This is a genomic window from Pseudoalteromonas sp. CO325X (assembly GCF_004208955.1).
GTDB classification, from domain to species: domain Bacteria; phylum Pseudomonadota; class Gammaproteobacteria; order Enterobacterales; family Alteromonadaceae; genus Pseudoalteromonas; species Pseudoalteromonas ruthenica.
This window is the reverse complement of record NZ_SGPG01000026.1, coordinates 200,130-213,266: the sequence shown is the minus strand read 5'-3', so window position 1 is coordinate 213,266 and position 13,137 is coordinate 200,130. Positions and strand designations below refer to the sequence as shown.

Here is a 13,137-nt window from a genome sequence, read left to right as displayed (position 1 = left end):
CTATCTAGCTACACCTAATACCTGTGCAAGGCTAAAGCCTTGCCTACAACAACCAAATCACACTGATTGTAGGTCAGGCTTTAGCCTGACAGTCTGGATATATCTGATACCTGTGCAAGGCTGAAGCCTTGCCTACAACACACACCCGTTGTGGGTCAGGCTTTAGCCTGACTGTCTTGATACCCATCCGGGTTTTTGCTTTGCCAGCGCCACGTATCTTGCATCATCTGCTCGATACCTCGCTGTGCATGCCAGCCAAGCTCATCAGCGGCTTTTTGAGCGCTGGCGTAACAGGCAGCAATATCACCATCGCGGCGTGGTGCAATTTCGTATGGCACGGCTTTATCGGCGGCTTGCTCAAACGCTTTGACCATTTCCAGAACTGAGTAGCCATTCCCTGTACCCAAGTTATAGATGTGCACACCGCTATGCAGGCTAAGCCAATCCAAAGCTTTTAGGTGGCCAATAGCAAGATCAACGACATGGATATAATCACGCACTCCGGTGCCATCTTTGGTGTTGTAGTCGTCACCAAAAACTGCCAGTTGCTTGAGCTTACCTACCGCCACTTGAGAAATATAAGGCAGCAAATTGTTTGGAATACCATTGGGGTCTTCACCTATTTGCCCGCTATGGTGCGCACCCACCGGATTAAAATAACGTAAAATAGCGAAACGCCAACGCTCATCCGATTGCGCCACATCCTGCATGATTTGTTCAACCATTAGCTTTGACGTGCCGTATGGGTTGGTCGTCCCTCCCACTGGTGCCGATTCCTTAATGGGCAGAGTCTCAGGATCACCATAAACGGTCGCCGATGAGCTGAATACTAAAGAAAACACACCAGCATCGCGCATGGCCGAAATTAACGTCAATGAACCTTGTACGTTATTTTGGTAATACAGCGTAGGCTTAGCAACAGATTCACCCACGGCTTTCAAACCCGCGAAGTGCACAACGCTATCAATATCATGGTTCTTAAATACGCTATCAAGTGCGCCTTTATCACACACATCACCTTTCACAAAGGTGACAGGCTTATCGGCGAGCGCTTCAACGCGACGTAGCGACTCTCTGGAGGCGTTACTCAGGTTATCAAAAACCACCACCTCACTTCCTTGATTTAGCAGTTCCAACACGGTGTGAGAACCAATGTATCCGGCACCACCTGTCACTAAAATTGCCATTTTAACTCCTTCGCTTTAAATACTCTTGAGGTGTTCCGAGAAGTCCGCACCTAACTCAGGGTGTTGCTGGGCATAGCGTACAAACGCCTTCAAATATCCCAACTTGTCGCCGCAGTCATGAGAAATGCCACTCATGCGAAATGCCTCGACCGCCTCTTGAGCTATCAGCATATCAATGGCATCGGTCAATTGTATTTCACCACCAGCACCAATAGGTGTCTTTCTTAGCAGTGGCCAAATATTGTGAGACAGTACATAGCGACCTACAACCGCGAGATTAGACGGTGCGTCTTCGACTTTAGGCTTTTCTACCATAGACTTGATGACTGCACTCTGACCAGGTTCAATTTGCTCGCCATTAATATCAGCAATACCGTACTTACTAACGTCTTGTTGCGCTACGGCCTCAAGCATAATTTGACTGGTTTGCGTATCCTTAAAACGGGCAATCATTGCGGCTAAGTTTTCACTGGTTTGGTCGGCACTGTACTCGTCTAAGATGACATCCGGAAGAATAACCGCAAAAGGCGCATCACCTACTAGCGGTTCAGCACACATTATAGCGTGACCTAATCCTTTAGCTTCACCCTGGCGTACGTGCATAACAGTTACATCTTCAGGGCAAATTGAGCGCACTTCATCCAAGAGTTGGCGCTTGACACGCTTTTCAAGTGTTGCTTCTAACTCAAAGCTGGTATCAAAATGGTTTTCAATGGCATTTTTTGATGAGTGTGTAACCAAGACTATTTCTTTAATTTCTGCTCGCACACACTCATTAACGATATATTGAATAAGCGGCTTATCTACCAGCGGCAACATTTCTTTCGGTATTGCTTTGGTTGCCGGTAACATACGGGTGCCCAAACCGGCTACGGGGATAACGGCTTTCATAATTCACTTCTCTTTATTTGAAACAATCGGGTAAAAGTAAGCCGTACATATTAAACCTTTCATACCTTTAAAATAAGTTTAATATTGTAACAGCTGAAATGTTTCTCATTCTTTAGACTGATGTTCTGTTAATTCGCGTACGCGCATTTCTATCATAGCTAGCTTCTGTGCAATTCTATCCACCTTTACCTGGGCTTTTGCTCTCTCTATATCGGCCAGCAAAGCTTTTATTAATAGCAGAACGCAAGTAAGGGTCACAGGTAAAATTGGTGGGTAAGAAATGCCTAACCACCCAGCGGCTATATTAGACAGTTGCGGGTATAAACCTAACACCAAAACTACAATAGCTAACGAAAACCATCTTAGTGCAGCCCCCATAAGAATAGAATCTCTCCTGATAAGAAGAAAAACCGTGCCAAAGAAAAGGATAGAAATAATAGAGGTAAAAATTTGATAATAAGCCACAGAGTCCTACGCTTCTTTAATTATTGTTTTTAATTTCTAGTACTCTCGTTTTTGCAAACTTACTAATGCAAAGCATTGTTGTGTAAGCCATATAGTATGTAACTGCAGCCCAAGAGTGGAAAATTCTTGATGCGCCGGAGCGTCTTTCCTCCATTGGTACGGTTACCTCAGCTTTGTTAAGCGAAAATGTTCGAAGTAGTAATAACACACCAACGTCTTGATACTCTAACAATGAAGCTTCTTGCTTGCTAAGAACCTCCACCGCTCGCTGATTATATAGACGAAGGCCTGACGTTAAATCATATACCCCCACCCTAGAAAGCTTGCGAAAGACTTTCCACGCTAAGTGTCTCGCTATACTCCCTCTAGATAAACAAGAGCCGATGACTATATCTGCTTTGCCGCCGCAGTGACAAAGCTCTTGTATTGAAGCTGCAAGATGCTGCCCATCCGCATCAAAAGTAACGACTTGCTTGGCTCCTATCTCATTGGCATACCTGAGGCCGGCTTGTGTAGCCTTCCATGCACCCAAATTATAGGGTAACGACATCACTTTCACGCCACATTCCATAGCGATGGTTGCTGTGCAGTCTGTACTGGCATCATCAACAACGAGAATATTTTTGTAACCATTATTAGTTAGGTCGCGTAATACGGTACCTATCGTGGCTGACTCATTGTGTGCGGGTATAACAATAAAGGGCGAGGACATTTAAGATCCGTCTCTACTTTCAACGCTTTCATTATATACCGACAGTATTTGTGATGCCACCTCATCAATTTTGAAAAGACTATGGAAGCGTTTGTGAGCGTTTTCCCCCCATAACTGGCATAACTCAGGGTTTTTAAGCACAAACTTAAGCGCATTACTTAAGCTTTCTAAGCTATTTGGTTCGACAATAATTCCTGTTTCTAAATGTTGTACCACCCAGCTCATACCACTCCCTGAAACGTTTGCTGTCAACGCAGGTCGCTTCTGCCTTGCGGCCTCAAGTAAAACAAGCCCAAATGCTTCAGTCTTCTCTATAGAGGGTAGACAGAGCAAGTCACAACTTGCTATTTCAGTGCGCAACACCTCACTAGACACGGAACCAAGAAAAGTAACCCGACTCTCAAGCTTTAGTTCCACAGTTAAGCTTTTTAGGGAGCTTTCTAACTCTCCAGTGCCTATCACTGTCAAATTAACGTGCTCAATCTGCTTTATCGCATTTATTAGCAGTTCATGGCCCTTGTAGTAAGTGAGCCGACCAATCATCAGAAGGGATAAACCGGCATGACGGTCTTTACTTCTTGGGTATGACCTGTCGAGCATATTAAGCCCAAGGGGGATCACTCTCACTTTATTTTGGAACGGGGCAAGAGGTTTACTGCCTAACATATACGGCTCGGACGTCGCGATAATTTTCACGGCTCTTGCGAGTAGCCTAGCCTCCAAAAATTGATATGCATTATAAGCAAGTTTTACTCTCCAATCAGGAAGAGAGCCCAGCACATCAGCATGCCAATGAATTACCCAAGGAAGCTTTTTCGCAGAGGATGACAGCAAGCAAGCGAAAGCCGATAAGTTTGGCATATGGATATGGATCACATTAGGCTTAAACTCAGCAATCAAACCATTCAGTTCTTTTAAGAAAGACAAACAAATAGGGGTATAAAGCATAACAGCTTGCCTTTTGACCCTTACCACTTTTACACCATTTATCATTTCCTTAGTTGTGGGTGAAGAAGAGGTATGTTGATGTGCGATTATCGCGACCTCAACGTTTTCTTGATAAGGCCGACTCTCTACGAGATCCCGAGTAAAATTTTCAATCCCCCCCATGAATGGACTATAGTATTTCCCTACATGAAGTACTCTATACAAACTCACGAAGCATCAACCTTCTTTGCTACATCTTTTATTGAGGTACTATCCGCCTGTGAAAGCAGTGATATTTTATCGGTAAAGACTTTTTCCGAAAAACGTTGTGCACGACTCACACAAGACTCTCTCATCGTCAATGCTACATCTTTACCGAGACTAGCGACAGCATCGATAACATTTTCGACGCTAGGGTCTGAGGGGCAAAGCACCCCTGTCTCTCCATCAATTACAGTTTCAATAACCCCCCCCTCCTGAACTCCAATAACTGGTTTTCCTGCAGCCATCGACTCAACGGGCGATATACCAAAATCTTCTGCTATGGGCATATAAATCGTTGCGATACAATTTCCAATCAGAGAAATAAGCTTTTGCTCGTCACACCAGCCGGTAAATGAAATATTTGCATGCCCTTTTGCTAACTTTATTAACTCCGACAGTTGACTGCCTCCTGAAGCAACAATTAACTTTTTGTGAGGCATGCGGGTAAAGGCTTCAACAATAAGCTTTACTCTTTTATAAGGCTCTAAGCGCGATGTTGATAAGTAGTAGTCGCCCTGACCCAACCAATCATACTTTTTAATATTGCACGGTGGGTATATAACCACGCTATCTAAACCTAGATATTTCTCGATTCTATTTTTTACGTGCACGGAGTTTGCAATTATAAGATGCTGCCTCGAACAAGCTAGCTCATAACGGCTCTTAAACAGCAACTCTTGTAGGGACAAGGCAACTCTCACAAATAAGGAGGTGTTTTTAGAGTAAAATGAGCGAAGATCGTACCAGTGCCTAGGCGGTGTATGACAATAGTAAATTCTTAAGGTTTGTGCCGTGACATTCATTGAACTAAAGATCGCATACAAACCACTGGAGAAGATGACCTCATTAGAAGAGGCTGGCGTAAATCGATAAAATTTCCACGGCGTAAAGAAATGGGAAAAGCTACCAACGCGATACTCTCTTTTTTGCAGCGTTCTTATAGGCGGTTGGGCGTTTGAAATAAGGGGATAACCTTTGCTGATAAAATCCACGACCCCATTTGCCGATTTTCCAAGGGTATCCAAAATGGAATGAAACACGGCTTCAGCTCCACCGTTGACCTTCAGATAATCATAGAGCACCTGCATTTCTCGTTCTTTTTTCTTCATTGCTCTGGTCAAATACTTTTAATAGGTTAGCATTGTAACATGTCGAGGATAGAAGTTAGATAACGGTGTCATCAAATAGCCCTAAAGCGTTAGTAGTTAGTTATCAATTCTCAGAAAATGGCTCGGTCGCATCACATAGAAACATTGGGTTTGTTACTTCTCTTCTAGACGAAGGGTTCGATGTAACCGTTTTGACATGCAAAGAGTTGAGCGAGCCTTTTTTATCTAATCAGGTCCAATTTATATCAATCACAAACCCTTTTTTGAGAGCTTTAAATAAGTTATTCAGTAGCGCGAAGGAAACAACGCCCAGCACTCCCTCACAAAAATCAGGGGTGCTATCATTATTATTAAAATTTATTAATAACTATAGAAAAAGCAGCGGCATATTGTTTTTAGGGAGAATGCCTGATGTGTCTGATATTTGGTACTTTATAGTAAAAAAGCACCTTAAAAAACGGGAAGAAAAGTGGGATGTTGTCATCAGCTCATATGCGCCCTACTCTAACCTGCTTATTGGCAGCTACCTAAAGAAGAAAAAACGAACCAAAGTGTTTATAGCTGATTACAGAGACCCTTGGTTAACGCATCACCTCTTTAAAGGAGTGAGGCTTTTACATCCATTAGAGAAATTACTCGAGAAAAAAGTAAACTCATCTGCAGACCTTATTTGCGCAGCAACTCCTTTATTATGCAAACTGACTAATGCAGACAATGTGCTAGCTATAAAAAATGGGTTTTACGGCCTCGCCACTCCAAACACAGCAAAACAAAGACAAAGCCCTCTAGTACTTGTTCATACAGGCTCCATATATAAGCACAAGCAAGATATAGAACCCTTTTTTGTCGCCTTAACACAAGTCAAAAAGCGCTTACCTAACCCAATTAGAGTTTACTTTGCGGGGAATGAATATGAGCATATCGTGAATCTCGCTATCAAGCATGGCTTAACAGAGATAGTTCATCACTATGGGCAATTGGATAAGTCGCATTGCGAAACACTTTTAAAAGAGGCTCATGCAGGTGTTTCTTTTGACTTAAATGATGAAAAGTTCTTGGGTATCATACCTGTTAAGGTAAATGAGTATATCAAGTATGATTTAGCAATCTTACAAATGACAAAAGTTACTCTTAGTGATGCGACTGAACACCTTAAAGCATTCCCAAAGTATACCCGGTGCGATTACCACAGTGACAACATTGCAACTAGTATCTTGAAATTAAATGAGCTTGCGCAAGTCAGTACCCCACCCGCACTGCTTGAATCTTACTCACAAAAAAATGCCAATGCGCCGCTACTTAGTTACATTAAGAAAAGAGTTAAATAATGAACAATAAAAAAAACACTTTATTGGTCGTCAATGGTGATTACTCTTATTGTATAAGAGCCAAGCGACTGGCGCATACTTACCATAATGAGGGGTGTAAGTTATCGGTACTCAGCCACAACATGAGTATGCAAGAGAGCAACATAGCCCATAACTATCACTTCAAGAACCAAGGTACAACGCTGTCAAAAGCTCGGCGGTTTATAAAGCTTCTGCTTAGAATGCATACTTCGTATCTCAACGAACAGAAAGCACATCAACTAGCCGACAAAAACTTCGACACAATTATCTGCTTTGACTTAATTTGCCTGCCTTTTATAACTGCTCACCTAACGTACACCAAGCTCGTTGTTGACCTAAGAGAGTATTATCCTAAACAGTTTGAGCATAACTTTATATGGAGTGTGAGTTTTGCCCCTCTTTACAAATTTATTTGTAAAAAGTATTTAGCAAAAGCTGAAGAGCACTGGACCGTATCGCCAGGGTTGCAAAAAGCCTACGAGAAATTCTATAAAATAAAATGCGAACTAAAACCAAGCATTCCCCAAGTGAAGGCTTTGCCGTTAAAACCAATAGGTAAAACAGTCAAACTAGTTCATCATGGTGTTGCCAACCCAAACAGAAATATCGAAGATATGATCGAGGTTGTTAAGTTACTACCAGATAATTACCTCTTGGACTTATATCTGGTCAATAACAATCACAGATATTATAGGAAGATAAAAGCCTTGGTGGACAGCTGTGACAGAGTGAAATTGAACCCACCTATCCCACAGCAATCGATTATTGACGTATTAAGCACATACGATATTGGGTTATTTATATGTAAGCCAAACACCTTTAACTTAGCACACGCATGGCCTAATAAGGTTTTCGAATACCATGCAGCAGGGTTGAGAACTGTCACAACCCCTCTACCTGGTATGATTGAACTCAAAAGTTGGCAAAACAATATTTACTACTCAAAAGACTATAGCTCAGAGTCTATTGCATGTGCCATTAACAGCCTTAGGTAGACGCCGCCAGCCGTAATAGCTCATCTACTATAAGCTAACTACCTAGTGTGATTTAGCTCACTAAGTGAGTAATACTAATCTAAGGTTTGTTTAAAAAGTCCCTAATTTAGAGAATACTTAGACCTCGTAGAGAAAGCTGCCACTCGGGAGAGTCTTTTCAAACTGGATGCTGCCTCAAAGCTACTATGACGCTTCATCGTCCCGCCTAAAATTATAAACACCCCCATATCCTCGCTATGCCTCTCCATGAAGTAAGACCACTTCGCTTTAGCGACTCCCTGAAGGAGATCATCGGGACAAAATGAAATATCTTTATATTTTATGATACTTACACTTTTAGATAACTCATCAATAAATATATTTTCTTGTGAAAAGCCTTTTTTATCTTTAGCATGATAGATTGCTCTAGCACAAGCAGTATACAACTTTTCACCATTGGAAGCACAATAAAAGCCTGGTTTCAATTCACTCAGTACTTTTAGGGTATAGTCAGGGGGGTAGAGCTTATCTTCTAACCTTTCCTCGACACAACCGTCCATTGCTCTGAAAAAGCCTAACGCCGATGTTTTGTATGAACCGTAAATTACTCGTAGTAAAAGAACCAATAAAATTATGGCAGTGGAATCTCCATAACCTATTTCAAACAAAGATTCAGACGTCCCCCAATACCCCCCCCAAATCACTACTGCAAAAGAAATACCAGTAATTACAGCACTCTTCCAAGAGTCTACTACCTTAGTGCCATCCTTGAGATATATGAAAAAATACCAAAGAGTGAGAAAGAACAACACCGAAGCCAAGAAAGACGCTATAAGAATTGAACCTAAAAAGGTGTCAATAAAAAAAGAAATGCTAATAATACAGAATGCAGAAAGCATGGACGGTAATGTTGTATATGAAATATTGACCGCCGCAACCTTTAGCCGTTTCTTTAAAGTTGGGATACAGAAATAAGCCAACACATCCGCTTCAGCATCATTTTCTATTGATTTGAGAACGTTTCTTTTTATTCTAGATATAACAGCCCTGTATAATGAATGAAAAAGCAATGAAAGCACAAACATCAGGCTCGAAATAAATACGCCCCAGTTTTTATCTAAATAAAAAACTCCTTCATTTAAGCTAGGAAGTCCCCCAAAGGGAAGCGAGATACTCAAATCCTTTTCCGTCAACACTAATGCAAATAAAGCGAACCCAAGTAGCCCTAAAAACATATGTAAAGCATTAAATACTGAGCATAAAAAAATATTATGATTTAAATTTCGATAAACTATAAAAAAAAGCTTTTTAAAAACCACCATGACAGAAAACTCTAAACCTTCTCTGGATTATTAATCAACAACTTTTGAGAAAGTAAAAAGTCAGTATACCCTAAAAGAGTATGCGCTAAGTTCCTGGGAGTCTCTGCATCTGAACCTTTACTCAAACAATAATCGACTAATTTTGATTGCTGCTCTTTAAGCTTTGGTAAAAAAGTGTCAGATTCAATATTCCTTACCATTTGAGAAAGTATACTAAGATGCATTCCGACAGACCAATATCTAGCTTCAGCTTTATGGTATAGTATATAGCCACGACCGCGCTTAATCGCCTTAACTTTTTTTAACCTTCCAATATCAACTTCAAACTCACGCTTTGACAATAAATCAATTTTATCAATATAACCATTATCACTACTAAAGTTATCGAACTCCTCGACATAAAAGTCATGAGCTTTACTGATATACCCTAGATCCATTAATGACTGACATATATATGCTTGGTGTAACAAATCAACCCGATGGTTTCTCTTACTATACTTCCAACCTAGGCTTGCCTTGGAAATATGAGCGCCCATATAACCCAAAAGCTTAGCTTTCAAACGCCCTATCCCTTCGACTTTTTTTAGCGCTGCAGCAGCGTAAAGCCACGTATTTGTAATATGCTCATTGATGCCTAGCGAGTATGTTGGGGCTTTTATGGGCCCGATTAGAGCCTTGTTTAATAAAGGGTGATTTAAGCAGCTTTGACCTATTTTTATCACTTGTTGAGCAAGTTCCAGCTCTTTTTGGTAGTTGGATGCCGCGCGCAGTACCATTGCTGTAGTTATGGTAAACACCTCATTTTCAGGTAAGTCGTTCCACTCAAACCCTAAGCCCCACCCTTGTAGGCTATCTTGTGCCAGAGTGTGGTCTAACAAGCGCTTAAAACTCTTTATAACGACTTGCTTCTCTCGAGCCGAAGTAATGCACTGTGCTTTTCTCAGATTGAATGCGCTTTGAACTAAGAGCGCATCGGCCATTGGGTGGTAAATATCTTTACTGCAGTACTCATCTTTTCCATAGCAAGCAGCCTTGTCCAACTGATTAAAAAGCTCTAAGGCTGCTTGTTTTACTTGTTGTGACCTATTGGGCATGGTTTCTTATTAACCTAACGATCTCTTCACCTGCCTTACCAGAGCCATAACTATCAAGGGTTGGGAGAGTAGAAATTGAGCTAACCTCTTCCACCGCTACTTTAATTTTTTCTGCACTAGCGCCTACTAGTTTATTGACACCACTGTCAACTAGCTCTTGCCACTCAGTTTCATCACGGGTTGTGATGCACATTTTGCCCATGAAATAAGCTTCTTTCTGCAAGCCGCCAGAATCGGTTACAACAAACTCGCAACCACTTAACGCTTTAATCATCTGCAGGTATGACATTGGAGGTACCACTTGAATATTTTCTGGCAGCGTGATTTCTAGTTCAGCAAACGTAGCTTTGGTACGAGGGTGTAATGGTAGCAACACTTTATGGTTAATCGACTTTAAACCATTGATTATTTCGATTAGACGCTCTTTTGATGAAGTATTTTCAGCCCTGTGTAGAGTGCAAAGCACATAGTCGTCAATAGAACAAGGCAACTCAACGTCCATCGCTTTCTCTTTGTAAAACTGAACGGCATCAAACATTACATCACCAACATGATGTACTCGTTTATCTGCAATCCCTTCGTGACTCAATAGTTCAACTGCTCTTGGGGTTGGACAAAGCAATAACTCGCCAACATGGTCTGTGAGTAGTCTGTTTATTTCTTCAGGCATTTTTTTGTTGAAACTTCTTAACCCAGCTTCAACATGAACCAGCGGTATGTGTAACTTAGCGGCAACCAGCGCTGCTGCAAGCGTTGAGTTGGTATCTCCATACACTAACACCATATCGGGAGGAGTCTCTAACCAGAGCTCTTCAAGCTTCTCCATCATCTGCCCTGTCATTCTTCCATGACCCCCACCGTTGACTTTTAAGTTGTGAGTGGGCTTTGGAATATCTAACTCATCGAAGAATACATCACTCATGTTTTCATCATAGTGCTGACCTGTATGGATTATCTCTTCATGCATGTCAGAGAAACACTTAATAGCTCGGCTAACCACGGCTGCTTTAATGAACTGTGGTCTTGCTCCTATAACCGTTGAGATTCTTATCACTTGTTTATCCTTAATTTAAACTTTTATATAGGTCCAGTAGACGAGTTGAATACTTTTCCCAATTATCACTCTGGATGAAGTTAAGGCAATTGTTTGACTTTTCTTCTATCGTCTCTATAGATAAATTTGTGATAAAGCTCGCTACTTCTTTGGGGTTAATGGGGTCTGGTAGTAACCAGCCAATATCGTTCCCTTCAACAACCTTTCTCATTTCGGGGAAAGGGCTAACAAGCAGCGGAACACCCGCCACCGGATACTCCCAAAGCTTATTGGGTGTACAAAAATAGTGGTTCAGGCCGATATTCTCATAAGGGATGACGCCAATAGTTGCCCCACTTGTCCAAAGTGGAAGCTCCGACTGCTCAGCCTTATCGACAAAAACAATTTTATCAAAAAGCGTACCACTTGCTTTGTTATCGCTGACAGCCTTTTCTAACTGCATCAACCCATTCACATGATTATTTACTTTACGCAGGATCTCATTGGTCATCTCTTTATCTAGAAAATTATCGAATGAGAGCTCTTCCTTTTTCTGCTGGTCGCGAATAGCTTCACCTTGAGCACTTTCTTCCTGCTCACTATCACTTGAGGGAGTGTTAGTATCTAAGTCTGGATGGGAATTGTCATCAGCCTTTACACGTACTGACTGATTTACGACACGAAGCGCCTCCTCTATTAATTGCGCTTTTTTTTGACTCATCGGATTTTGTTCACGACGAGCTACAGCTTTGTTTATATATTCAGCCTTTTCCTCTTCCATGGCACTAAGCAATTCATCTTTAATATTTCCCCACCCCATGAACACTAGGCTCCAGTTGTCAGGTAAATATTTGGCTACTTTTAAAAGATTGAACAAGCCACGCTTTTGAGCAAAGCCACCTTGATAAAGTAAAATATTACGATCGGTGTCTAACCCTGCTGCTTCATGAAGCCTTCCATCATAAGGCGGTAACTCTCTATATTTTACCGCGTTCTTAATAATTACTGGTGCAGGTAACCCCGGATGGCGAGCTTTATAGTAATCAGCAATGCTTTCATTAATCGTAACGAATCCATCACTTACGCGTTCAGCAATACACTGCAATTGATAGTTATGCTTCTTTTGACTACTGCTTCCTTGGGCTACTTCTTCGTATATTTCATGTGCATCGAAAATAACTTTACAGCCACACTTCTTTTTAACTTGCTCCGCAATTTTTATACCGTGTACATCATGACAATGAAGAATTTCTGGCGCTTCACTCACAATTGCAGATACAACTTTATCTTGTTTGGACTTTTCAAAATAATTATTCAAAAAGCTGGAACTTTTTCCATTTGTGACATTTTCAACTAGCCCGTAATTAAAGCTGAACTTCTTCTGCTCTGAATATCGAGCATAAAAAATCTTGTACGTTAAGAAAGCCAAACATAACAATAAAAGAATGCTTACAACAACTGATGCTACGCCTTGCAGAGTCACCATTTGAAAGCTCTCTGCTGAAAGGGAATTAAAGAAGAAGAATGAGCCAACAGCGAGGCATAGTGAAACAAATGCCATCGCAAGCATAGAGATAAAAACTAAACTGGCGGCTTTTGAGTGTAGTTCATGCTTCCATGGAACGAGCTTGACCACCAGCGATGAGCTCAGCATTTTGAGATCGAAATTGTTTTTATTATCTTTAATCCCAATTACCGTCACATCATAGTCATTATTTGCTAATGATTCAGCCTGTTTTAACACCCTTGCATCATGCATTACAGAGTTGAGAACCATAGATACGACTTTGGTTTTTTTGGTATTTTCCAC

Annotated in this window: 12 protein-coding genes; 2 read left to right on the top strand and 10 right to left on the bottom strand. The window is 41.3% G+C overall.

The window, feature by feature from the left end:
• Positions 1 to 155 precede the first annotated feature (155 nt).
• From galE to EXT46_RS14995, 6 genes are all read right to left on the bottom strand, one after another.
• Positions 156 to 1,187 (bottom strand): UDP-glucose 4-epimerase GalE, encoded by a 1,032-nt coding sequence (galE, locus tag EXT46_RS15020; RefSeq protein WP_130148249.1) that lies wholly within the window; start codon positions 1,185 to 1,187, stop codon positions 156 to 158.
• A gap of 15 nt (positions 1,188 to 1,202) precedes the next feature.
• Positions 1,203 to 2,078: a UTP--glucose-1-phosphate uridylyltransferase GalU gene (gene galU, locus EXT46_RS15015; protein WP_130148247.1), complete on the bottom strand. Its 876-nt coding sequence runs from the start codon at positions 2,076 to 2,078 to the stop codon at positions 1,203 to 1,205.
• Between the two features lie 105 nt (positions 2,079 to 2,183).
• The gene (locus tag EXT46_RS15010) at positions 2,184 to 2,543 is read right to left on the bottom strand and encodes a DUF2304 domain-containing protein (protein ID WP_130148245.1); all 360 of its coding nucleotides are present in this window, start codon (positions 2,541 to 2,543) and stop codon (positions 2,184 to 2,186) included.
• Positions 2,544 to 2,559: 16 nt separating this feature from the next.
• Entirely contained in the window at positions 2,560 to 3,255 is a 696-nt protein-coding gene (locus EXT46_RS15005; protein WP_130148243.1) for a glycosyltransferase family 2 protein, read from the bottom strand.
• Complete coding sequence (locus EXT46_RS15000; RefSeq protein WP_130148241.1) at positions 3,256 to 4,413, bottom strand: glycosyltransferase; 1,158 nt, start codon at positions 4,411 to 4,413, stop codon at positions 3,256 to 3,258. It lies immediately after the preceding gene.
• Positions 4,410 to 5,555: a glycosyltransferase gene (locus EXT46_RS14995; RefSeq protein ID WP_130148239.1), complete on the bottom strand. Its 1,146-nt coding sequence runs from the start codon at positions 5,553 to 5,555 to the stop codon at positions 4,410 to 4,412. The genes EXT46_RS15000 and EXT46_RS14995 overlap by 4 nt, the downstream gene beginning before the upstream one ends.
• A gap of 65 nt (positions 5,556 to 5,620) precedes the next feature.
• Between EXT46_RS14995 and EXT46_RS14990 the strand changes: the two genes are divergently transcribed.
• Entirely contained in the window at positions 5,621 to 6,883 is a 1,263-nt protein-coding gene (locus EXT46_RS14990; RefSeq protein WP_130148237.1) for a hypothetical protein, read from the top strand.
• Positions 6,883 to 7,899 carry a glycosyltransferase gene (locus EXT46_RS14985; RefSeq protein ID WP_130148235.1) on the top strand — a complete coding sequence of 339 codons (1,017 nt, stop codon included), beginning with the start codon at positions 6,883 to 6,885 and terminating at the stop codon, positions 7,897 to 7,899. Before EXT46_RS14990 ends, EXT46_RS14985 begins: the two co-directional genes overlap by 1 nt.
• Positions 7,900 to 8,000: 101 nt before the next feature.
• Here the strand turns inward: EXT46_RS14985 and EXT46_RS14980 are convergent, their stop codons facing one another.
• From EXT46_RS14980 to EXT46_RS14965, 4 genes are read right to left on the bottom strand one after another with little or no spacing between them, the layout of a single operon-like run.
• Positions 8,001 to 9,200: a hypothetical protein gene (locus EXT46_RS14980; protein WP_130148233.1), complete on the bottom strand. Its 1,200-nt coding sequence runs from the start codon at positions 9,198 to 9,200 to the stop codon at positions 8,001 to 8,003.
• 11 nt (positions 9,201 to 9,211) lie between these two features.
• Positions 9,212 to 10,294 carry a hypothetical protein gene (locus tag EXT46_RS14975; RefSeq protein ID WP_130148231.1) on the bottom strand — a complete coding sequence of 361 codons (1,083 nt, stop codon included), beginning with the start codon at positions 10,292 to 10,294 and terminating at the stop codon, positions 9,212 to 9,214.
• Entirely contained in the window at positions 10,284 to 11,348 is a 1,065-nt protein-coding gene (gene wecB / locus EXT46_RS14970) for a UDP-N-acetylglucosamine 2-epimerase (non-hydrolyzing) (protein ID WP_205988246.1), read from the bottom strand. The genes EXT46_RS14975 and wecB overlap by 11 nt, the downstream gene beginning before the upstream one ends.
• A gap of 10 nt (positions 11,349 to 11,358) precedes the next feature.
• A complete protein-coding gene (locus EXT46_RS14965) occupies positions 11,359 to 13,137 on the bottom strand; it encodes a hypothetical protein (protein WP_130148229.1) in 1,779 nt (592 codons plus the stop codon).